Origin of the sequence: Mucilaginibacter segetis, from assembly GCF_016522075.1 — a bacterium.
GTDB classification, from domain to species: Bacteria; Bacteroidota; Bacteroidia; order Sphingobacteriales; family Sphingobacteriaceae; genus Mucilaginibacter; species Mucilaginibacter segetis.
The window spans coordinates 125,039-147,883 of the sequence record NZ_JAEHFW010000001.1 but is presented as its reverse complement, the minus strand read 5'-3'; the positions used below and the strand labels follow the sequence as shown (position 1 = coordinate 147,883).

Below are 22,845 nucleotides of genomic sequence, written 5' to 3'. Positions count from 1 at the left end.
AATATTTTTGAGTGTGATGATCCTCACATGTTAAGCATTTTTCGAAATAATCCGGCAAATTAAAACACATTACCATTTTCTTCGTAATTTAATTGCATTATCTGCCAACCCATGAAAATAAAAGCGCTTTTTTTGCTGATCATTCTTTTTTTATCGGCACCTGTTTTTGCACAAAACAGCTATACGCTGCTTAAGCCCGATCGCGTGTTTGACGGTAAGCAAATTCATACCAACTGGGTGGTGCTGGTTAATGGTGATCATATAGAAGCTGTGGGGGAATCTGCATCAGTAAAAATCCCTTCATCAGCAAAAATCATCGATCTGAAGGGAACAACACTTTTACCCGGATTAATAGAAGGACATTCTCATCTGTTTTTACACCCGTATAATGAAACCGGCTGGAATGAACAAGTACTTACTGAAAGCCGTGCGGAGCGTATAGCACGCGCTGTTGAACATGCTAAAAGTACCTTAATGGCAGGTTTCACCACCGTTCGCGATCTGGGGACCGAGGGGGCCGGATATGACGATGCAGGGTTAAAAGAGGCTATAAATAAAGTCGTAATACCCGGGCCGCGCATACTGGCGGCAACACGGGCCATTGTAGCCACAGGCAGCTACGGGCCAAAAAGCAATGTAACAGAAGTTATTTTCCCCAAAGGAGCGGAAGAAGCTGACGGTGTTGAGGGCATAACCCACGTTGTACGTTCACAGATAGGGCACGGGGCCGATGTAATAAAATTATATGCTGATTACAGATGGGGGCCAGACGATACCCCTGCACCTACTTTTACAATTGATGAATTAAAAGCCGCTGTAGCAACAGCCCATAGCAGCGGCAGAAAGGTAGCTGCACATTCGGGCACTACCGAGGGAATGCGCAGGGCAATTGAAGCTGGCGTTAATACCATAGAGCATGGCGATGGCGGTACACCCGAACTATTTAAATTAATGAAAGAAAAAGGTATAGCACTTTGCCCCACACTTGCAGCAACCGAGGCAATTAACGGTTATCATGGCTGGCAAAAAGGAATTGAACCCGATCCTGATGGTGTTAAACATAAACACCAGATATTTACTGAAGCCTTTAAAGCAGGCGTTATTATTTGCATGGGTGGCGACGTTGGCGTTTTTCCGCATGGCGACAATGCCCGCGAAATGTTGCTGATGGTTGATTACGGTATGAAACCCATTGATGTATTACGTTCGGCAACCTCAGTTAACGCGGATGTTTTTGGCCTGGAGCGACTGGGGAATATTAAGGCAGGTTATTTAGCGGATATTACTGTAGTGAGCGGAGATCCGTCGTTAGATATTAAAGCCGTTAAGCAGGTAAAACTGGTGATGAAGAATGGTATTGTTTATTTGCAGAAATAAATTTCATAACATTAATCTGACTATTTATTTCTTCTCCCTAAAGTACTTGTATGTCTTTACCGCCGACATAATAATAACGCTGAAAAGGATAATGCCGATAACACCAAATATCCAGTTAACCGCACTTTTTACCACAGCCAAAAAAACTATGGCGAATAAAAATATGGTAGCCACCTCGTTCCAGATACGTAAATGAGTTGATGACCATTTAAAAACGCCGTTAGCCATCTGCTTCATTTTACTTTGGCAGATGAAGTGATAAACTATTAAGCCCGCCACAAACAGTAACTTTACATGCAGCCAGGGCATTTTTAGCAAACCCGTATTGAGATATACCATCGTGGCCCCCGCAATTATTACCAGGTACATGCTTGGTGTGGTAATTATCCACCACAACTTTTTTTCCATGATCTCAAACTGATCGGAAAGTATCTTACGATCTGGCTGAGGGCGTTCCTGGGCTTCTGTGTGGTAAATAAATAAACGCACCATGTAAAACAGCCCCGCCATCCAGCAGACCACAAATATGATATGTATAGCTAATACGTATGGATACATCGTTTAATTTACGCAAAAACCACGATATTAATAGCTGTATTCTTTTATAATATCAACTGCGTATTTTACATTATCGAACGGAATATCGGGCATAATGCCGTGGCCTAAGTTAAATATAAAGCCGGGTTCATCTTTCATCCTGTCGAATAAGCGGTAAATACGCTCTTTTATTACCTTTTTATCAGCATACAAAATATGCGGATCAAGATTGCCCTGTACAGCTATACCCTTTGGCAAACGTTGTTTTATATCAAGCAGGTCAACATTCCAGTCAATAGATATTACATCAGGTTTGGCTTCGGCCATTAATGGTGCAAATACCGAGCTGCCTTTGCAAAAAGATATCACCGGGATATCCTTGCGATTAAGCCTGCTGATGATCTCCGTTATATAACGGTGCGAAAATTCCTTATAGTCGTCCCATGCCAGTGCCTGTGCCCAGCTATCAAAAATTTGCACCGCATTTACACCCGCTGCAATTTGCATATTCAGATAGTCGGCAGTTACAGCAGCAATTTTTGATAATAATTGATGGGCCATTTGCGGCTCATTATGCAGCATCAACTTGGTTAATTTAAAATCCTTTGATGATCCGCCTTCTACGAGGTAACTCATCACCGTAAATGGTGCACCCGCGAAACCTATTAGTGGTATGCGTCCGTTCAACCGTTGCTGAATAACTTTTATCGCATCCGCCACGTATTGCAGCTTATGGCTTACATCAGTTTGCAGATTATCAACATCGGCCTGTGTACGTACCGGGTTGGCAAACTTAGGCCCAACACCCTGGGTAAAACTTAAATCGCCACCCATAGCTTCACCCGTAACTAATATATCCGAAAATAAAATAGCTCCGTCAATCCCTAACAGGTTAACCGGCAACATAGTAACATCCGCGGCCAGTTCTGGGGTTTTGCACATTTCCAGAAATGAGTACTTGTTTTTAATATCCCAATACTCTTTCATAAACCTGCCTGCCTGGCGCATCATCCATACGGGTGGGCGTTCTGTTTTTTCTGAAAACGCGGCTTTTATTAATAATGAATCTCTCATATTTACTGAAGAAGCACGGATGATACATAGAGATCAGGAAACAAAAGTTTTTCCTGATTCCTGATTCTTATTTCCCGGCTCTTTTATTTATTTTTCTTTAATTCCTGTTCAACCTTTTTAATCACGTCCTTCATTTTAGCCGTAATATGGTCGGTGTGTTTCTCGGTTAATTTCAAATATGCAGCGGCCTTATCATACCTCCCGCTTCGTATATTAATATTGGCAACATGCACCAATGCCGCTACGTGGTCGTTAACATTTCTGAGCGGATATTGCGCCGCTATTTCATAGTGTTGTTCGGCTTCTTCATAATCTCTTTTTTGCAGGCAAATCCCCCCAAGTATAAACTCGTAAAATCCACGTCGTTTTTTACTAAGCCACTCCGGACGGTTTATCTGCCGTAATAAAGCTTCGGCTCCCGCGTAATCCTTATTGTGAAAGTGTTTTGCTGCCAATACTATCGGGCCCTCTTTAAAATACCCCCATATAAGCACCACAATAAACATTACTGCAACTCCTGCCAGTGCATATACCTTCAGGTACAATATCACCGCAAGCAATACTACAAAAAGCCCGATAACTAAAATACGCGCCTTGTTTGTAAACATGCTTTAGTGCTGATCTGTAAACTTATAACCTACACCACGTATGGAATGGAAATAAACCGGGTTTTTAGGATCAGGTTCAAAATACTTACGGAAGGTAAGGATGAAGTTATCGATAGTACGGGTTGATGGGTAAACATCATAATTCCACACGGTCTCCAGTATCTGCTCGCGCGATACCGCCTCATTACGGCGCTCTATCAATAATTTAAGCAGCATAGTTTCCTTTTTGGTTAAAGGGGTGATACTCCCATCCTCGTTCACTAATTCAAACGAATTAAAATGAATGGTTTTCTCACCTATTTTATAGCTGTTAAATTCTTTGAGGTCTTCACCTTTTAAACTGCGCTTCACCAGGTTATTCACCCGAAGAATTAACTCTTCCAGATTAAAGGGTTTGGTCAGATAATCATCCGCACCCTTTTTAAGGCCGGATATTTTATCCTCATTCGTATTTTTAGCGGTAAGGAACATGATCGGCACCTCGGAATTTTCGAGCCTGATGGTTTCCGCAACCACAAAGCCATCAATCTCGGGCATCATCACATCAAGTATTACCAGGTTAAAACGTTCTTCTTTAAATATCTGAAGAGCCTTTTTACCATTATTTGCTGTTGAAACTTTATAACCTTCCAGCTCAAGGTTTAATTTAATGGCCTCAAGCAGATGCTCTTCATCCTCGGCTAATAAAACTCTTTTTTTAGACATATTGCTATTATTTAGGTTAATCCAAAAACTACTTCAAAAATACTTCCCGTAGGAACGTTATCTTTTACCTTTATACTCGCCTGATGCTTATCAAGCACTTCTCTTACAATATACAATCCTAAGCCTGTACCTTTGGTATTGCGCGTATCTTCACTACCCACACGATAAAACCTGTCAAAAATACGGCTTTTTTCATTATCGGCTATCCCTATACCATGGTCGGCTACCTGCAGGAAAACCCTTTCGTCTTTTGAAAAAAGTCTCACGGTAACCACTTCACATGGTTTGGAATATTTAACCGCGTTCTCTACCAGATTAGTTACCACTGATGTAAGCGCGAATTTATCGCCTGTTATCTGTATCTTAGGTTCAATTTCGGCATTGATAATTTGCTGGTTACAATCGCATTTGGTGATCTGCAAACGGTTTACAATGCTATCCACTAAAACTGACAGGTTAAATTGTGCCTTAGGGTAAGTGTAAGAACGGTTATCGATCTTGGATGCCAGCAGCATATTTTCCACCATATCATCCAGCCGTTCAATATCCATTAATGATTTATCAACAAAATCCAAAATCTGCACCTTACTCAGATCTCGCTTTTGTATGGTTTGCAGAAGAATTTTTATGGAAGCCAGCGGTGATTTCAGTTCATGAGTAACCGAGAGTAAAAAGTTCTTTTTTTGTTCATGAAGCTTTCGTTCCTCATTAATTGACTTATGCAGGAAATATGCACCGGCAGAGAATACGATGATAAACATTGATCCCTCACCTAATATCATCCCTGTGCGTTGCGGTTGCAAATGCACGAGCATATAACCCCACCACATCAATTCTGATAAAGCGTAAATTATTATAGCGTAAAATATAACAAGTGACCTTTTCATACACTGCTTTTAAATACAATATCTATACTATCAAATATAGCTGTTTTTGTTTTCTCCAAGTCGGCTTTTGTATGAGCTGCTGATATAAAACCAACCTCGTAACCCGATGGGCCTAAATATATTCCCCGGTTTATCAGTTCGTGGTGCATCAATTTAAATTTAGCCATACTTGCAGGATCAATATCCTCCGCCCTGCTGACACTTTCCTGATCGGTAAAAGCAAACCAAAACACTGACCCGATGGTAAATACCTTAAACTGATAATTTCTCTCCGCTACGAAATTTTGTATATCATTTACAAAGCTTTGCGTTTTAGCCTGCATATCTTCATAAAAGCCCGGCTTTAGCAGTTCGCTCAATTGCGCAATTCCCGCTGCCATAGCCACCGGATTGCCCGATAAAGTTCCCGCCTGGTAAACACTACCTTCGGGTGATATGTGACTCATCACATCTGCCGAAGCGCCATAAGCGCCTACAGGTAAACCTCCGCCTATTATTTTACCATAGGTAATAATATCCGGTTCAATGCCGTAATATCCTGCCGCACCTTCAAAACCCACCCTGAAACCTGATATCACTTCATCAAATATCAACATGGTGCTGTTTTGCGTGCATATATCGCGCAGGTATTGTAAATATTCTTTGCTTTGAAGCAGTAATCCGTTATTTGCCGGTACTGGCTCAATAATAACAGCGGCAATTTGGCCTTTAAACTCTTCAAACGCTTCCTGAAGCGCTTTTTTGTCGTTCAGGGACACTACTACAGTTTCATCGGCAAAAGCTTTAGGCACACCGGCTGAAGAAGTTTCTCCAAAAGTAACCAGACCTGAACCTGCCTTTACCAGCAAACTATCGGAGTGGCCATGATAGCACCCTTCGAATTTTAATACTTTATCGCGTTTGGTGTAACCCCTTGCCAGCCTTATGGCCGACATTACCGCCTCGGTACCAGAGCTTACAAAACGTATCTTTTCAATAAAACGATTGTTGCTTAATATCAGCTCTGCTAATTCGCTTTCCAGTGCCGTAGGCGCCCCGAATGACATGCCCTTTTGCATTACCTCTATCACCTTTTCGCGCACGGCGGGGTGATTATGGCCCAAAATAAGCGGCCCCCAAGAACAGCAAAAATCAATAAACTCATTACCATCGGCATCCCATATATGGCTGCCATCGCCCTTTTCAATAAAAAGCGGTGTACCATATACCGATTTAAACGCACGCACGGGAGAGTTAACCCCACCCGGGAAATACGTTTTAGCTTTCTCGTATAGTTCTGCTGATCTGGTTCTGTCAATATCTTTAACTTGCATTCTTTTTTGCTGAGATCTTTAAGCGCAATGCTTAAAGCCATTTGTTTACTAATACTTCTTTTGCGTGGTAGGTAAGTATGGCGGTGGCTCCGGCCCGGCGTATACTGGTGAGTACTTCCGTAATAGCGCGCTGGTCGTTAAGCCATCCCTTTTGTATAGCGGCCTTTATCATGGCATATTCGCCGCTCACGTTATATGCGGCTACAGGTAGTTCGGTATTATCCTTTATCAGTTTAATAACATCCAAATAAGGTAATGCCGGTTTTACCATTAAAAAGTCAGCACCCTCTATTTCATCTAACCGGGCTTCTATCAATGCTTCGCGCTGATTGGCCGGATTCATCTGGTAGCTTTTTTTATCACCAAATTTAGGGGCGGAATTTAATGCATCCCTGAACGGGCCGTAAAAAGCGCTGGCATATTTAGCCGAGTATGACATGATAGAAACATGCGTAAATCCATTTTCGTCAAGCATTTTACGAATGTAACCTACCCGGCCATCCATCATATCCGAAGGGGCTATTATATCCGCACCACTACGGGCATGTGCAAGAGCCATTTTTCCTAAAATTTCCAGAGTTTCATCGTTCAGTACCTCGCCGTTCTCTACAATGCCGTCATGCCCGTCGCTGCTATAAGGATCCATGGCCACATCGGTTATCACGCAGGCTTCAGGAAAATTCTTTTTAACAGCGCGAATGGCACGCAGATATAAACTCTCCTCGCGATGGCTCTCGGTAGCATATTTATCTTTTAAAGCCTCATCAATATTGGGGAAAAGATCAAATGAATTAAGCCCCAGCTGTAAACAGCTTTCCACTTCGCGCAGTAAGTTATCTATAGAATAACGAAAGATGCCCGGCATTGACGCTACCTCAGTTTTCTGATTCTCGCCATCAACAATAAACAGCGGAAATATCAGGTTAGCCGCGTTAACTTGCGTTTCCTGTACCATTTGGCGTATCGCTTCGCTTTTCCGGTTTCTTCTTGGTCGTTGTAACATAAATTCAAGTCCATAGACCATAGTCGATAGTTTATGGTCAGATTAATTGTTTAATGTCTATGGACTATCGACCATCGACTACTATATTCCTTATATCCCGAACACCGCTTCTGCCAAACCCACCTCATCAGGCGAAAAAGGCAGGGTATAATTCACTCCCATTTCTTCAAACTTTCTTCCGGTAGACTTGCCAATGGCAATTACTTTTTGGCCGGGTTCCAGTAAGTTATCATTAAAATAAGCCTCCACATTCGATGGGCTGGTAAAAACCAATACATCGGCGCCCGTAGCTTCTACATCTTCTTCCAACACAGTTTCATAAACCGGCAGGTCAATTTTTTTTGTATCATCTGATAGCCCCTGATGGATACTCCGCATGGGGTTATCCGCACCCGGGAACAACACTGTTGTGCCGTTGGCCAGTTTGGCAAAGTCAGCAGCAACATCGGCAGTATCGGTACTTTCGCCAACATAATCTGCAAAGTGCCCGTTACGGCGCAGCATATCTTCCGATCCGCTGCCCATCACCCCGAATTTTACTTTTTTGGGGAATTGTGGTCCTAATTTAAAAAAGTACTCCACCGCGTTTTTACTGGTAAAAAATATCCAGTCAACACTTTTTAATATATAGGAGTCCAGTTTATTAATAACCGGAACCGTACGTATCAGCGAGCGGTCCTCTATTTCTATTTTATGTTTTTCTAAAGCCTTACGGAAATAACTGGTGGCTGGTATATCACGCGATATGAAAACTTTTTTGGGGAATTTCCTATCGGCAGCAAAACGGCTTACAATTTTATCTGCCAAGCCTTCGGTAGTATCCGCTTGTATAAAAAGCCTGTCCGGAAAGCCCTCCCCCGTGTCGGCCTTTGAAGTAAACACCTGGAATTTGCCATCATCCTTACGGCAATAACATCCCAAAGGTAAATGGCATCCGCCACCAAATAATTTTAAAACACCACGTTCCAGCGCCAACTCCTCCGCAACTTCAGGGTGGTGCAGCGCCTGCAGCTCGCTATAAAGTTCAGTATCGGTTTCCCTTATCTGTATAGCCAGCACACCCTGTGCAGGTGCCGGTATAAACTCCGTAGCGGTAAGTTCCTCTACATGAAATTCACTCAGATCTATCCCTAAACGGGTCACACCAGCCTTTGCAAGCATTATGGCATCATATTTCTCATCACGCAATTTTCCAATGCGTGTTGGCACGTTCCCGCGCAATTCTTCTATCTCCAGGTCGGGGCGTATAGCCAGCAACTGTGCTTTGCGCCTGTTAGATGATGTACCTACAATACCGCCGTACTTAACCGACAGCTTTTGGCGTACATCTACGCAATCTTTCAAGATCAACAACAGTTCAGCCGGATCTTCCCGTTCTGAAACTGCTGCGATAATGAGTCCCGGAGGATTTTCGGTTGGCAGATCCTTATGGGAGTGCACCGCAATATCTATTTTGCCCGCAAGCAATTCTTCTTCAAGCTCTTTAGTAAAAAATCCTTTACCCTCCAGTTTATCAAAACTTAAGTTGAGGATACGGTCGCCCTGTGTTTTTATAATTTTAAGTTCGGCGGTAATGTTGATGGCTGCTAATCTGTCTTTAACAAAGTTGGCCTGCCATAAAGCTAATTCGCTGCCACGCGTTCCTATTATTACTATTCTGTCCAAGGGGGTAAATTATTTTTTTTACAAATTTAATTTTTTATGAACAGTAATATAGTATTAAATAAGGATATGAAAGTAGGCTGACTAATTATTGAAAAATAAGGAATTTAGCGACAATAAGGGCGACTATTACTAATACGATTATGTTAAAGTATGTGAAATTGTATTATAATCTATTACTAAGTTGTATTTTTAATATTATTCCAACATTTACGATGAAAACCCCTCTCTTTTTTTTATTGGCGATATTTATGGGAATAACTGCCTGTAACAACGATCGTGCAAACTCAGCAACCAAGACCGTAAACAACATTCCGGTTGAAAACAACGGAGTACATATAGATTATACCGATACCGGGAAAGGCGACACAACACTCCTTTTTGTACACGGGTGGTGCATCAATAAAACATATTGGGACAATCAGGTAGACTGTTTTAACAAAAACTACCGTGTGGTTACTATTGATCTGCCCGGTTTCGGAAAATCCGGGAAAAATCGTCGCGATTTTAATACTACCATTTATGCTACTGATGTTAATGCAATTATTAATCAGTTACATCTAAATAATGTGGTGTTAATCGGGCATTCTATGTCGGGTGATATAATATTACAAGCTGCAGTTACTAACGCTGCAAAGGTGATAGGAATAGTTGGAATTGATAACTTTAAATCGGTAGGCGTACAAATGACTAACGAAAAGCAGGCAGAAAAAGAATATGCCGAAGCTATGGCTGCAATGAAAAAGGATTTTAAATCGGTAGCGATACCTTATTTTAACGATCAGCTCTTTTATAAAACAACCAGTGCCGCCGTACGCCAACGAATAATAAATGATGTTAAACATGCAGATACAATTGTGGCTGTTAAAGCGATGGTATGGGATAAATTTAACGAAGCTGATAAATTGATAACCTACGGAAAGAAACTTTACATGCTTAACAGTGATTATGACCCTACGGATGTATCCGGTTTAAAAACAAAGCACCTGCCTTACGATCTTACCTATATTCACGCTACGGGGCATTTTCCTATGGTGGAGAAACCCAATGAATTCAATAAATTACTGGAAGGGATTATTAAAAGAATATAAACTGCTAAGCAGGGCGCAACTTAGTGTTTATTATTGATCAAAATATCTTTAGCCATGATCATGGGTACGCTGATATATTTTTTCTCCATGTAGTTCATCACTTTTTCCAATATCTCGCGCGATTCTTTATCCATGCTCTGCACCTCGTTTGCGAACACGGTATTAACCGCTTTATGGCGTATCTCTTTTATTTTTTCAGGTACCTGGCGCATTGCCAGTTCAATACTACGCTGTTTTAGCATCACCAAAAACTCATCAATATTTTGTGAAATGATGGCTTCGGCGTGGGTAAGTTCCTGGTAACGTTCCTGCAAGTTCTTTTTAGCCACTTCGTTTAAAGAGTGCACCTCTATAAAATTCACTTCAAACTGTTCCAGTACTTCAGGCGCGGTATCATTTGGTATAGCCAGATCAACTATGGTTTTACGTCCGGTATCCCCGTTTAATAATGACGCATATATCTCCGTTGTTATTATGGGCTCTACTGCAGATGTACAGGTAATAATAGCATCAAAACCCTTATTGTACGTTTTCAGGTCGTCCAGAGTAAAAGCTTCTCCATTAAGGTCGGCGGCTAATTGTTGTGCTTTGGATAAAGTACGGTTAAATACCGAAAAATTAGAGAACTTATGCTTTTGAAGATATTTAGATATATTACGATTGGTTTCACCTGCACCGATGATTAGTATACGTGCATTTGAGCACAGTTTAAGATCTTTTAGTTTACGGTAAGCTAATGATACTACCGATATCGGCTTTTTTGAAATATTAGTATGCGTATAAACTTCCTTTGCGGTTTTTACCACGCAATTCATAATTAAACGAAGACAATCTCCGGTTAAACCGGCTTCGCGGCCGCTTTCATAAGCTTTTCGCAATTGAGCCAGTATTTCCTTTTCGCCCACTATTAAACTCTCTAAAGAGCATGAGGTGCGCAATAAGTGGTTCATGGCGTCCTGATCCTCATAAATTGAGGCCGCATTTAAAAAGGCACTCATAGAGTGTGAGCAAAGTCCTATTTGTAATGCGTCAATAAATTGCTTGGCGAATTCTTTATCAACCTGGTGTTGGGTAGACATGATAAACTCTACACGGTTGCAGGTGGCCAGATAAAATATCTCGTTGATGCCAAAACGTGATTTAACTTCCCGAAGTTTATCAGTCAGATCTTCCTGGCAAATCACCAATCTCCCCAATTCCTTCAGCTCAATCTGTTTATGCGTAAAAGCTATTACCTTTAGATACTTCAAAGTAGTTTTTATTTTGACCCTACAAAAGTAACCAACCACTTAGCACGCAATGTCAAGGATATGTCAAACAGAAGTATTTAGAATGTTTATAAATTAAATGAATTTAGCAAAAAAGTGCGTCTGATTTTATTAAAAGCTTGTTTTTACACAAGTAAAATTCACTAAAAATGAAAATATTAAAAAAAGTTAGTCTGATAATTTTAATTGCAGGCTATATCATTGCCGGTATCAATCATTTTATCAATCCGCAATCATACTATCGTATTATGCCGCCTTATCTGCCTTTTCCGGTATTATTGAACATTTTAGCCGGCTTATTTGAAATATTATTTGCAACTGGCCTTGCTTTTTTCCGTACAAGAAAACTTGCTGCATATGGCATTATTTTAATGCTTGCTGCTTTTTCACCCATCCATATTACCATGATAGCTGATGCCCCGCTTAAATTGGGCAGCTTATTAGTTACACCGCTTTTGGCCTGGGGGCGATTATTGCTGCAACCGGTATTAATGCTATGGGCCTGGTGGCACCGAGAATAGACGGAATACATTACCCACATGCGCATACCCCTTAAACTACAAACAATTACCTATAATTTAAGTTAAACGAACATGGATCTGCAAAGTATTGAACTACGCCAACTGGAGGTAGAAGATTATCAGGAGCTTAAAAAGTCGATGAAATCGGCTTATATTGATATGGAGGGCGACTACTGGGACGCCAATTCTATTAAAAGACTTTTAAAACTATTTCCCGAAGGCCAAATATGTGTAACGGTTAATAATGTAGTAGTAGGGTGTGCATTGTCTATCATAGTAGATTATGACAAGTTTGGCGACAACCATACCTATAAACAAATAACCGGCGATAGCAGCTTTAAAACCCATACCGATAAAGGTGACGTTTTATACGGAATTGAGATATTCGTTCATCCCGATTTCCGGGGTTTACGCCTTGCGCGCCGTTTATATGAGGGCCGTAAGGCGCTTTGCGAAAAGCTCAATCTGAAAAGTATTATTGCAGGAGGGCGTATCCCTAATTATAAAAAACATCAGAACGAGCTTACCCCACGCCAATATATTGATAAAGTAAAGTATAAAGAGATATATGACCCTATACTCTCCTTTCAATTATCCAATGATTTTCACGTACGTAAAATATTGCGCAACTATCTGCCCGAAGACGTAAGCTCAAAAGGTTTTGCTACGCTCATCGAGTGGAACAACGTATATTTTGAAGAAGTGAGCAAGGTTATTAACCGAAAAACGGTGGTACGTATCGGACTGGTACAATGGCAGATGCGTCCATATAATAACATCAGCGAACTGATGAAACACGCGGAATATTTTATTGATGCGGTGAGTGATTACCAGTCGGATTTTATATTATTCCCCGAGTTATTCAACACTCCGCTGATGGCCGAATATAACCACATGGATGCTGCCCAGGCCATGCGCGAACTGGCCAAATACACACAACCCATTGTAGAGGAATTTTCTAAGCTGGCAGTGTCTTACAATGTAAATATCATTGCGGGCAGCATGCCTAAAATAGAGGACGAGTCGCTTTATAATGTTTCCTTCCTGTTCAGGCGTAACGGCAGTATGGAGGAAACGGTTAAGATCCATCCTACTCCATCGGAGATCAGCTCATGGGGAATGCGCGGCGGTAATGATTTGCAGGTTTTTGAAACAGACGCTGGTAAAATAGGTATCCTGATATGCTACGATGTGGAGTTCCCGGAACTGTCGCGCATACTGGCCAGTCAGGATATGCAAATATTGTTTGTGCCTTTTCTCACCGATACCCAAAACGGTTACAACCGTGTTAAATTCTGTGCACAGGCACGCGCCATCGAAAATGAATGTTACGTAGCTATAGCCGGATGCGTGGGTAATTTGCCAAACGTTAACAACATGGATATATCCTATGCGCAGTCGGCTGTATTTACCCCTTCCGATTTTGGTTTTCCTACAAACGGCATACAATCCGAAGCCACCCCAAATACAGAAATGATTGTAATAGCTGATGTTGACCTGTCTGTTTTAGGTGAACTGCACGAATACGGCAGTGTGCAAAATTTAAAAGACAGGAGAACTGACCTGTATGGTTTTACCTTTAATGGAAAGAAGGTATAATTAAGGCTTTATAATTATCTTCTGAATATTCACAAAAGAGTTGACTATAAATTGAGATTTATTATTACCTAAATGCCCGTAGCCCGGCTTTTTATCATTTTTAAATACTCCTATGGCATCAATTATCAGATATGTATTCCAATAATTTTCATGAACTGTTTTAAAGTAATTTAAAAACTTCTTATTCATCTTAACGCTATCAGGGATATTTAAATATGCATAAATTTTATTAGTACAAAAGCTATCCGGAGTACTTAAACCCCAGTATTCATCTTGTCCTCTATATATCATTCTTGTATAAACTAAAGTATCTTTATGGTTTAGAACTTCGCAAAAATCCATATATTCAGGATAATGCATAGATAGAACTGGTGGCGGAAGCAAAACATTCTTTCTTTTTTGTCCTAAAACAAAAAAACTATTTAATAAAATTATAATTGTTATTAATGTTCGCATAGTCGTTCTATTATTAAATATAGATATTAAATTTAAAAACCGACTTTATCCACTTCATCATATAAAATCTTCGCCCACGATGATTACTAAAGACCATTACACTATTCCCGGAGCTAAAGGCAGGGGCATGGCAGCCGATATTACTTACGATGATAATATGCGTAGGGCGCCCCTGGTAATTTTCGCTCATGGTTTTAAAGGCTTTAAAGATTGGGGTACCCACAATTTAGTGGCAAACTATTTTGCTGAAAATGGTTTCCGCTTTTTAAAATTCAACTTTTCGCATAATGGTACAACCGCTGATAGTCCGGTTGATTTTGCAGATCTCATCGCTTTTAGTGACAACACCTTTTCTATAGAATTGGATGACCTTACCTCTGTTATTGACTTTGCCTGTGGTGGTTCAGGCATAGCTGCTGCCGATGATGTGTACCTGATAGGGCACAGTATGGGCGGAGGTATCAGTATAATAAAAACTGCTGAAGATAGCCGAATTAAAAAATTGGTTACCATGGCTTCCATCTCAGATTTTCATAACCTGTGGCCTAAACAGGCGGAGGAGCAATGGCGGCTGCAGGGTGTTATGTACATCCCCAACAAACGCACAGGGCAACAAATGCCGTTAAAAGCGTCACTTCTTGATGATCTGAGCAATCATCCCATCCGTTTAAACATACAGGCAAAAGCTGCTCAAACAATACAACCCTGGCTGTTAATGCACGGCGATGCCGATCCTACTGTACCATTAAGCCATGCGCTGGAATTAAAAGCTGCGCAGCCAGCGGCGCAATTTGTAATGTTGCCCGGTGGCGATCATACCTTTGGTGGGTCGCATCCGTATATGGAAAACACATTGCCCGCCACGCTTTTAAAGTTTTGTGACGATACCATAGCCTTCCTGAAAAAATAAATTTTCTTTTCCCATCCGTACCCAATCTTTTATCGTTATTGCGTTATACAACTAATAATTGTATAATAACCGGCATGAGTATAAGCAGATCACGAAAAAAGGGGAGAAAGTATTTAAACACCATACCCACGGACGAGGCCGGGTTTGGCAAAATGATCCCCATCCTAAAAGAATATATAAATAATGAGGCAGAAAATGTCCCTAAAAAACAATTAGGCCCTTTTAATACCGATGCTGCCATTTATAACACGCCACCAAAAACAGGGTTACGTATTACGTGGGTTGGGCACTCCAGTTTGTTGATAGAAATTGATGGCATCCGCATACTAACAGACCCGGTATGGAGCGAACGTGTTTCCTTTTCTTCCTTTTTCGGGCCGAAACGTTTTTTTGAGGCGCCCCTCGCTTTAACAGATCTTCCGGATTTAGATGTTATCATCTGTTCTCATGATCACTACGACCATCTGGATAAGAACACCATCAAATTTTTTACAGATAAACAGGTACCATTCATCTGTTCAAAAGGAGTTGCACAATATCTTGAAAAATGGGGTATCGTTAAAAATTACATTAACGAAGTAGATTGGGGCGATAGCGTTATGATAGGTAGCTGCAGTATTACTGCTACTCCTGCGAGGCATTTCTCCGGCCGGGGCATCATCAACCGTAACGAAACTCTTTGGTCATCATTCGTAATAAAAGGCACGGAGCACAATATCTTCTTCGGTGCCGACTCAGGCTGGTTTCCGGGCTTTAAAGAAATCGGTGACACATTCGGCCCTTTCGATCTTACTATGCTGGAGATAGGTGCGTATGGTAAGTATTGGCCAGATATACACATGGGGCCAGATAATGCAAGCAATGCTCATATCGCCCTTAAGGGCAAAATAATGATGCCCATACACTGGGGTACTTTTAACCTGGCACCACATGCCTGGTATGAACCGATAGAAAGATTACTGCAATTTGCCGAAGTAAAAAATATAAGCTTATTTTTACCTGAGCCCGGCAAACCAACCGAAGTAAACGGAACGTTTAATTCAGTGTGGTGGAAACCTTTTCTGAGTTAGCTGATATGCCCGGGCGTAACCTAAATATAGACAGGCATGAGAACTTTTTTGAAATCAGGCTGCAAAATTATGGCCATGTTGCTGTTATGCACCATTGCGGCAAATGCGCAGCAGGTAATACCTTTATGGACTAATGGCGCTCCGGGTTTTGAGCAGTTGCGCAACCAACCCGAACAGGCTGCGGACTACTGGGTAAAAAACATCAACAATCCTTCCTTAACAGTATATGCTGCCCCGGCGGATAAAGCTACCGGCGCTGCAGTGGTAGTATGCCCCGGTGGAGGCCACAGGCTGCTGGTTTATGAACATGAAGGCGTTGATCCTGCAAAATTTTTGAATAGTTTAGGTGTTACCGTTTTTATATTAAAATATCGTTTGGGGCGCGATACTAACTCCCCTTATAATGTTGATATACATCCCCGGCAGGATGGATACCGTGCAATGCGACTGGTACGCAGCCGCGCTACCGAATGGGGGATAGACACCAACCGCATAGGCATGATGGGTTTTTCGGCAGGTGGCGAAGTGGTAGACATGGTGGCTTTTAAAGATACCAAAGGCAATCCGAAGGCAACTGACCCTATTAACCGTGCCAATGCCAAGCCAAATTTTATTATACAGGTTTATCCCGGCCCGTCATATATTCCCGAAAGTATTTCAACAGATGCTCCGCCGGCCTTCCTTGTAGCGGCAAACGATGATGCCTGTTGTTCTGTATCCATTATTAATTTACTGCAACGCTACCGGGATGCTAAGGTACCGGTAGAAATGCATCTGTATGCCCGTGGCGATCATGCTTTTAATATGGGGACTAACCGAAAGCTGAAATCAATAAACAACTGGCCTCAACGCCTGGCGGATTGGCTGGAGGACAGCGGTTACCTGCATCCCCCAAAGGATCTTAAAAAAGTAATGCATTAATATTACATTATTTTTAAAACGTAAGATGATGTTATTAGTTGTTTATATAAACTGATATTATGGCAAACTTTCAAGAGATTATAGCCTTAGAAAAACCGGTACTGGTTGATTTTTCTGCAGAGTGGTGCGGCCCATGTAAAATGATGCCGCCAATACTTAAACAAGTTAAAGATGCTTTAGGCGATAAAGTTACTATTATTAAAATCGACATTGATAAAAACCCTTCGGCGGCCAATGCCTACCGGGTGCAAAGTGTACCTACTTTAATGGTATTCCAAAAAGGTGAAACTAAATGGCGCCAAAGCGGTGTTGTACAGGCGGCACAGTTGCAACAAATTATACAGCAATATTTGTAAGCTTAACTTTTTTGGGGGTCGGTGCACACCTGAATATATTAGTGAAATAAGTTATAGCAGGTCTTTCAGGTGTTTATAATTGGCTTTTACCGTATCTAAAACCTCATCCATCCGTCCGTTAAGCATAAGTTTGGTCATCGATACCGCCATACCCGTAACCTGGTTAATTTCTACCTTTGGCGGCATGGCCAGCGCATTCGGGTCGGTCATAATATTTACTAATGCCGGCCCGTTATAAGCCAGCGATTCGCTTATAGCCTGCTCTACATCCTCGGGTTTGTGAACCGTGGTGCCCTTAATACCCATAGCCTGGGCAACCATAGCAAAATCAGGATCATACATATCAGTTTGCCAATCGGGTAAACCGGCTACTTCCATCTCCAGTTTTACCATTCCTAACGACCGGTTATTAAATATGATGATCTTAACCGGCAATTTATACTGGGTAATTGTAGCCAGATCACCAAGTAACATAGACAACCCGCCATCGCCGCAAAGGGCTATTACTTGCCTGCCCGGACAAGCCAGCGCGGCACCAATTGCCTGTGGCATGGCATTAGCCATAGAACCGTGATTAAACGATCCTAACATTTTGCGCGCACCTGTAGCGTTAATATATCGTGCACCCCACACACATGACATTCCCGTATCTACTGTAAATATCGCATCGTTCGCCGCCTGTATGTCAAGCTGTTTGGCAACAAACTCGGGATGTATTTTGTCTTCGTTCCCGCTATCATCTACATACATCTGCATTTTCTGCTTAACATCCGCATAAAAATCCAGTTGTGCTTTTAAAAAACTGTCATCCTCGCTTTGTTTAATAATTGGCAGCAAGGCTTTTAAAGTATCCTTTACATCACCGCACAAACCCATGTCAACCTTGGCACGCCTGCCTAAGCGTTCAGGTTTTATATCTAACTGTACAATTTTACAATCTACCGGCATAAATGGCGTGTAAGGGAAATCGGTTCCCAAGAGTATTAAAAGATCAGACTCATGCATGCTATGATAAGCCGATGGTAATCCTAAAAGTCCGGTCATACCTACCTCGTTAGGGTTGTTATGTTGAATATCCATTTTTGCGCGGAAGGAATAAGCCACCGGCGCATTTAAACGCGTAGCCAATTCAACTACCTCGTGGTGCGCATCTGCGGCACCTATCCCACAGAAAAATGTTATTTTTTTATGTTGATGTATAAGCTCAGCCAGTTGTTGCAGATCCTCATCTGACGGGCGGACAACCGCCACAGGGTTGAAGTTTTGAGTGGCTGTGGTTATTTCTTCAGCTTTCATACTCGCCAGATCACCGGGTAAGCCAACTACAGCTACACCTTTGCGGTGTATGGCGGATTGTATGGCCGTTTGCAACATTCGGGGTAACTGCTTTGGCGTTGTAGCTAACTGGTTATAATGGCTGCAATCATCAAATAATTTTATAGTGTTGGTTTCCTGAAAATATTCTGTACCAAACTCAAAACTTGCCACAGTTGATGCAATTGCTATAACAGGTGCCCCGGAACGGTGTGCATCGTATAAACCATTTATAAGATGTACGTGGCCCGGCCCACTGCTGCCTGCGCAACAGGCAAGTCCGTTAAGTTGTGCCTCAGCTCCGGCAGCATAGGCACCCGCTTCTTCGTGCCTTACGTGCACCCATTGTATGGTGCCTTCGCGCCTTACGGCATCGTTTACCTCGTTTAAACTATCTCCTGTTACCGCGTATATTCTTTTTATGCCTGCGTTTACCAGCATTTCAACTAATTGGTCTGCTACTTTTGCCATAGGTTTACTATCTTTTAATACCTATTAAACCTTATATATGCCCGGTAGTTTTAAAATTCTCAAAAGGTGTAAAACAAGAACGGCCACTATCAAATGATAGCGGCCGTTCCTTTAATAAGTGGTAAGCTAATTATTCGCCTTTTTCAGCGTTTTCTTCTTTATCATCAGCAGCAGGAGCTTCCTTTACAGGAGTTTCTTCTACAGCAGGTGTTTCTTCAGCTACAGATGCAGTTTCAACAGGTGCTTCCGCTACAGTTTCCTCAGCTACAGGTGTAGTTTCGGTTTTAGCGGTTTTGCTTTTTGAACCACCACGACGACGGGTTGATTTCTTTTCAGCTTTAGCAACGTCTTTACCGTAAACGGTGTTGTAGTCAACTAACTCTATCATGGCCATTTCAGCGTTATCACCTAAACGGTTTTCCATTTTAACGATACGGGTATAACCGCCCGGACGATTAGCAATTTTTTCAGCAACCTCACGGAACAAAATGTTCACAGTATCTTTATCCTGCAAGTAGCTGAATACGGTACGGCGAGAGTGTGTAGTATCGTTTTTTGATTTAGTTAGTAAAGGCTCAACGTAAACGCGTAATGCTTTTGCTTTTGCCAATGTGGTTGTAATACGCTTGTGTTGAATAAGCGAAGATGCCATGTTAGACATCATCGCTTTACGATGGCTGTCTGTGCGGCCTAAATGGTTTACTTTTTTTCCGTGTCTCATTGTTTTTTAATTTTTGCACGTGCATACCGTTGGGCGACTGTCCTAATCAAGCCCGCGGAATTATGCCCTCGCCTATTGTTAATGTAAATTGAAAAATGGCAAACAGCTATAATTGCTGTTTACCATCTGTTATATTATTCTTCGTCTAATTTGAATTTAGAAAGGTTCATACCAAAAGATAATCCTTTTGATTTAACCAGATCCTGAATTTCAGTTAGTGATTTTTTACCAAAGTTTCTGAATTTCAACATATCTGCCACATCATAAGATACCAGATCAGCAAGGCTGCGGATATCTGCTGCTTTAAGACAGTTTAATGCACGTACAGAAAGGTCAAGATCTACCAGTTCTGTTTTAAGGATCTTACGCATATGTAATATTTCCTCATCAACTTCCTTGGTTTCTTCTTTAGCCTGAGCCTCAAGCATCATGTTCTCATCAGAGAACAGCATAAAGTGCTGTATAAGAATTTTGGCAGCTTGCTTTAAAGCATCCTCAGGATGAATTGAACCATCAGTGGAGATATCAAGGATCAATTTCTCGTAATCCGTTTTTTGCTCAACACGATAGTTTTCAAGTGTATATTTTACGTTTTTGATCGGCGTAAATATAGAATCGATAGCTATAACACCTACATTAGCATCAGGATTCTTATTTTCCTCGTTTGATATGTAACCACGGCCTTTAGCTACTGTAAGCTCTACTTCAAGTGTTACTGAAGTATCCATATTACAGATAACCAATTCCGGATTTAAAACAGTAAAGTTATTACTGAATTTGGTAATATCACCCGCTTTAAAAGCATCCTGACCATTGATGATCACAAATATTTTCTCATTATCGCCGGATTCACCTGTTTTCTTAAAACGAACTTGTTTTAAGTTCAGAATGATCTCGGTAACATCCTCAACCACACCTTTAATGGTTGAAAACTCATGCATAACGCCCGAAAAACGTACAGATGTAATTGCATAACCTTCTAATGAAGAAAGTAAGATACGACGCAGAGCATTACCAATGGTTACACCGAAGCCTGGTTCTAACGGACGAAACTCAAACGTGCCATCAAAATCATTTGATTTCTGCATGATAACCTTGTCTGGTTTTTGAAATGCTAAAATTGCCATTTATATCTTTTGTTTATTGTTTATAATTTGAATTGATTTAAACCACGAAAATGATTGACATACTATGCCAATCATTCCGCAGTAAAGTATCGTTATTATTTTGAGTACAACTCCACAATAAGGTTTTCCTTAATGTTTTCAGGTATCTCATCACGGTTAGGATAGTTAAGGAATTTACCGCTTAAATTATCGGCATCCCACTCTAACCAGCTAAACTTATTAACTTTGCGGCCTGCTACTGAATTAGTAATGGCTTCCAGTGATTTTGATTTCTCACGAACAGCTATCACATCGCCTGCTTTTAAAGCATATGATGCAATGTTTACTACATTACCGTTAACCGTGATATGTTTATGACCAACTAACTGGCGTGCAGCTGAACGTGTAGGTGCTATACCTAAACGGTATACGGCATTATCTAAACGTGCCTCTAAAAATTTCAACAGGTTTTCACCGGTGATACCTTCTTTAGCTGATGCTGTGTGAAACAAGTTCTCGAACTGACGCTCTAACACACCATAAGTGTATTTAACTTTTTGTTTCTCCATTAGCTGTACCGCGTACTCTGATTGCTTTCCTCTTCTTTTAGAAGCGCCGTGCATTCCGGGCGGATAATTTTTTCTTTCTAACGCTTTATCCGGACCGAAGATCGGCTCGCGGAACCTACGTGCAATTTTGGATTTTGGACCTGTGTATCTTGCCATTTTGTGTGTTTTAAAGTATCAAACAGCCTGTAGCTGCCGAATCTTAGCTTTAAAATATATGTTAATTAAACTCTTCTTCTTTTTGACGGACGGCAACCATTATGCGGAAGCGGTGTAATGTCCTTTATAGTAGTTACCTCTATACCGGTAGTTTGTAAAGTACGTATAGCAGACTCACGGCCTGAACCCGGACCTTTAACAAATACCTCCACCTTACGCAAACCCAAATCATAAGCTGTTTTACCGCAATCTGCAGCAGCTTGTCCGGCGGCATAAGGAGTGTTCTTTTTAGAACCTTTGAAACCCATTTTACCGGCAGATGACCATGATATAGCCTGACCGTTTTTATTAGTAAGGGTAATGATGATGTTGTTAAAAGTTGCATTGATGTGAGCTTCGCCCACAGCTTCAACAACTACAACACGTTTTTTGGTAACTTTTTTGCTTTTAGCCATTGTTTTAATTATTGTGTACAGATTTCTTGGTTAGCGAATAACCCGGACCTGTATCTCCGTTATTTGTTTTATATATTCCTGATAGTTAACAAGCACAGTATGCTTATCAAGCATCAATCAATTATTATTTAGTAGCTTTCTTTTTGTTAGCAACTGTTTTACGTTTTCCTTTACGGGTACGTGAGTTGTTTTTAGTACGCTGCCCACGTAACGGTAAACCTTTACGATGACGTGTACCCCTGTAACAACCTATATCCATTAAGCGTTTGATGTTAAGCTGCACCTCTGAACGTAAAGCACCTTCAACTTTTATCTGATCGTTAATGATGGTACGTATAGTAGTTAACTGATCATCGCTCCAATCCTGAACTTTAGTATTAAAGTCGATACCAGCCTGGGTTAATATTTCCTGAGCTGTTGAGCGGCCTATGCCGTAAATATAGGTTAAACCTATCTCGCCTCTTTTGTTCTTTGGTAAATCAATACCTGATATCCTTGCCATATTTTTTGTTTGTGTTTTTAAGCGACGACCGAACGGCGGCTACCGTTGTACGCATCATCACAATATCTTTTTAATTAGCCCTGGCGTTGTTTAAATTTCGGGTTCTTTTTGTTGATCACATAAAGTTTCCCGTTGCGACGAATGATCTTGCAATCAACGCTTCGTTTTTTAATGGATGCTCTAACTTTCATCT

General features: G+C 41.2%; 25 protein-coding genes. 8 read left to right on the top strand and 17 right to left on the bottom strand.

The genetic code is table 11. From position 1 onward, the window contains the following. The first annotated feature begins 111 nt into the window (after positions 1 to 111). Complete coding sequence (locus I5M19_RS00725; protein WP_200063046.1) at positions 112 to 1,377, top strand: metal-dependent hydrolase family protein; 1,266 nt, start codon at positions 112 to 114, stop codon at positions 1,375 to 1,377. Between the two features lie 24 nt (positions 1,378 to 1,401). Here I5M19_RS00725 and I5M19_RS00720 read toward each other — a convergent pair whose 3' ends face one another. The 8 genes from I5M19_RS00720 to hemC all read right to left on the bottom strand — a co-directional run bounded on the left by I5M19_RS00720 (position 1,402) and on the right by hemC (position 9,169). Further along, entirely contained in the window at positions 1,402 to 1,935 is a 534-nt protein-coding gene (locus tag I5M19_RS00720) for a CopD family protein (RefSeq protein WP_200063044.1), read from the bottom strand. A gap of 27 nt (positions 1,936 to 1,962) precedes the next feature. Next, positions 1,963 to 2,988: a uroporphyrinogen decarboxylase gene (gene hemE, locus I5M19_RS00715; protein ID WP_200063042.1), complete on the bottom strand. Its 1,026-nt coding sequence runs from the start codon at positions 2,986 to 2,988 to the stop codon at positions 1,963 to 1,965. Positions 2,989 to 3,071: 83 nt separating this feature from the next. Next, the gene (locus tag I5M19_RS00710) at positions 3,072 to 3,596 is read right to left on the bottom strand and encodes a tetratricopeptide repeat protein (RefSeq protein ID WP_200063040.1); all 525 of its coding nucleotides are present in this window, start codon (positions 3,594 to 3,596) and stop codon (positions 3,072 to 3,074) included. 3 nt (positions 3,597 to 3,599) lie between these two features. After that, complete coding sequence (locus I5M19_RS00705) at positions 3,600 to 4,301, bottom strand: response regulator transcription factor (RefSeq protein WP_200063038.1); 702 nt, start codon at positions 4,299 to 4,301, stop codon at positions 3,600 to 3,602. Between the two features lie 11 nt (positions 4,302 to 4,312). Then, a complete protein-coding gene (locus I5M19_RS00700) occupies positions 4,313 to 5,188 on the bottom strand; it encodes a sensor histidine kinase (RefSeq protein WP_200063036.1) in 876 nt (291 codons plus the stop codon). After that, a complete protein-coding gene (gene hemL, locus I5M19_RS00695) occupies positions 5,185 to 6,501 on the bottom strand; it encodes a glutamate-1-semialdehyde 2,1-aminomutase (RefSeq protein ID WP_200063034.1) in 1,317 nt (438 codons plus the stop codon). The genes I5M19_RS00700 and hemL overlap by 4 nt, the downstream gene beginning before the upstream one ends. 31 nt (positions 6,502 to 6,532) lie before the next feature. Next, positions 6,533 to 7,504 carry a porphobilinogen synthase gene (gene hemB, locus I5M19_RS00690; protein ID WP_200066056.1) on the bottom strand — a complete coding sequence of 324 codons (972 nt, stop codon included), beginning with the start codon at positions 7,502 to 7,504 and terminating at the stop codon, positions 6,533 to 6,535. 90 nt (positions 7,505 to 7,594) lie between these two features. After that, the gene (gene hemC / locus I5M19_RS00685; protein ID WP_200063032.1) at positions 7,595 to 9,169 is read right to left on the bottom strand and encodes a hydroxymethylbilane synthase; all 1,575 of its coding nucleotides are present in this window, start codon (positions 9,167 to 9,169) and stop codon (positions 7,595 to 7,597) included. 212 nt (positions 9,170 to 9,381) lie between these two features. Here hemC and I5M19_RS00680 point away from each other — a divergent pair, with 212 nt between their 5' ends. Further along, positions 9,382 to 10,257 carry an alpha/beta fold hydrolase gene (locus tag I5M19_RS00680; protein WP_200063030.1) on the top strand — a complete coding sequence of 292 codons (876 nt, stop codon included), beginning with the start codon at positions 9,382 to 9,384 and terminating at the stop codon, positions 10,255 to 10,257. Positions 10,258 to 10,277: 20 nt separating this feature from the next. Here I5M19_RS00680 and hemA read toward each other — a convergent pair whose 3' ends face one another. Further along, complete coding sequence (gene hemA, locus I5M19_RS00675; protein ID WP_200063029.1) at positions 10,278 to 11,507, bottom strand: glutamyl-tRNA reductase; 1,230 nt, start codon at positions 11,505 to 11,507, stop codon at positions 10,278 to 10,280. Positions 11,508 to 11,674: 167 nt separating this feature from the next. On the opposite strand from hemA, the gene I5M19_RS00670 reads away from it, so the two are divergent. Continuing rightward, on the top strand, positions 11,675 to 12,046 hold the full coding sequence (locus tag I5M19_RS00670) for a DoxX family protein (RefSeq protein WP_200063028.1): 372 nt from the start codon (positions 11,675 to 11,677) through the stop codon (positions 12,044 to 12,046). 72 nt (positions 12,047 to 12,118) lie between these two features. Then, positions 12,119 to 13,645, top strand: a complete 1,527-nt coding sequence (locus I5M19_RS00665) for a carbon-nitrogen hydrolase family protein (protein WP_200063026.1) — start codon at positions 12,119 to 12,121, stop codon at positions 13,643 to 13,645. Here the strand turns inward: I5M19_RS00665 and I5M19_RS00660 are convergent, their stop codons facing one another. Then, positions 13,646 to 14,101, bottom strand: coding sequence for a hypothetical protein (locus I5M19_RS00660; RefSeq protein ID WP_200063024.1), 456 nt, complete (start codon positions 14,099 to 14,101; stop codon positions 13,646 to 13,648). A 79-nt stretch (positions 14,102 to 14,180) separates the two neighbouring features. Here I5M19_RS00660 and I5M19_RS00655 point away from each other — a divergent pair, with 79 nt between their 5' ends. The 4 genes from I5M19_RS00655 to trxA all read left to right on the top strand — a co-directional run bounded on the left by I5M19_RS00655 (position 14,181) and on the right by trxA (position 17,358). Further along, positions 14,181 to 15,011 (top strand): alpha/beta hydrolase family protein, encoded by an 831-nt coding sequence (locus I5M19_RS00655; RefSeq protein WP_200063022.1) that lies wholly within the window; start codon positions 14,181 to 14,183, stop codon positions 15,009 to 15,011. A 74-nt stretch (positions 15,012 to 15,085) separates the two neighbouring features. After that, on the top strand, positions 15,086 to 16,081 hold the full coding sequence (locus tag I5M19_RS00650) for an MBL fold metallo-hydrolase (protein WP_200063020.1): 996 nt from the start codon (positions 15,086 to 15,088) through the stop codon (positions 16,079 to 16,081). A gap of 36 nt (positions 16,082 to 16,117) precedes the next feature. Next, the gene (locus I5M19_RS00645) at positions 16,118 to 17,002 is read left to right on the top strand and encodes an alpha/beta hydrolase (RefSeq protein ID WP_200063017.1); all 885 of its coding nucleotides are present in this window, start codon (positions 16,118 to 16,120) and stop codon (positions 17,000 to 17,002) included. Positions 17,003 to 17,061: 59 nt separating this feature from the next. Continuing rightward, positions 17,062 to 17,358 carry a thioredoxin gene (gene trxA, locus I5M19_RS00640; protein WP_200063016.1) on the top strand — a complete coding sequence of 99 codons (297 nt, stop codon included), beginning with the start codon at positions 17,062 to 17,064 and terminating at the stop codon, positions 17,356 to 17,358. A gap of 51 nt (positions 17,359 to 17,409) precedes the next feature. Here the strand turns inward: trxA and I5M19_RS00635 are convergent, their stop codons facing one another. The 7 genes from I5M19_RS00635 to rpmJ all read right to left on the bottom strand — a co-directional run bounded on the left by I5M19_RS00635 (position 17,410) and on the right by rpmJ (position 22,843). Further along, positions 17,410 to 19,143, bottom strand: coding sequence for a thiamine pyrophosphate-dependent enzyme (locus I5M19_RS00635; RefSeq protein WP_200063014.1), 1,734 nt, complete (start codon positions 19,141 to 19,143; stop codon positions 17,410 to 17,412). Positions 19,144 to 19,273: 130 nt separating this feature from the next. Beyond that, complete coding sequence (gene rplQ, locus I5M19_RS00630; protein WP_200063012.1) at positions 19,274 to 19,864, bottom strand: 50S ribosomal protein L17; 591 nt, start codon at positions 19,862 to 19,864, stop codon at positions 19,274 to 19,276. A gap of 134 nt (positions 19,865 to 19,998) precedes the next feature. Then, entirely contained in the window at positions 19,999 to 20,991 is a 993-nt protein-coding gene (locus I5M19_RS00625) for a DNA-directed RNA polymerase subunit alpha (protein WP_200063010.1), read from the bottom strand. Positions 20,992 to 21,086: 95 nt separating this feature from the next. Further along, entirely contained in the window at positions 21,087 to 21,695 is a 609-nt protein-coding gene (rpsD, locus tag I5M19_RS00620) for a 30S ribosomal protein S4 (RefSeq protein WP_200063008.1), read from the bottom strand. Positions 21,696 to 21,760: 65 nt separating this feature from the next. Then, positions 21,761 to 22,150 (bottom strand): 30S ribosomal protein S11, encoded by a 390-nt coding sequence (gene rpsK, locus I5M19_RS00615; protein ID WP_200063006.1) that lies wholly within the window; start codon positions 22,148 to 22,150, stop codon positions 21,761 to 21,763. Between the two features lie 124 nt (positions 22,151 to 22,274). After that, positions 22,275 to 22,652, bottom strand: a complete 378-nt coding sequence (gene rpsM / locus I5M19_RS00610) for a 30S ribosomal protein S13 (protein WP_200063003.1) — start codon at positions 22,650 to 22,652, stop codon at positions 22,275 to 22,277. 74 nt (positions 22,653 to 22,726) lie between these two features. Continuing rightward, positions 22,727 to 22,843, bottom strand: coding sequence for a 50S ribosomal protein L36 (gene rpmJ, locus I5M19_RS00605; RefSeq protein ID WP_082855993.1), 117 nt, complete (start codon positions 22,841 to 22,843; stop codon positions 22,727 to 22,729). Between the last annotated feature and the right edge of the window lie 2 nt (positions 22,844 to 22,845).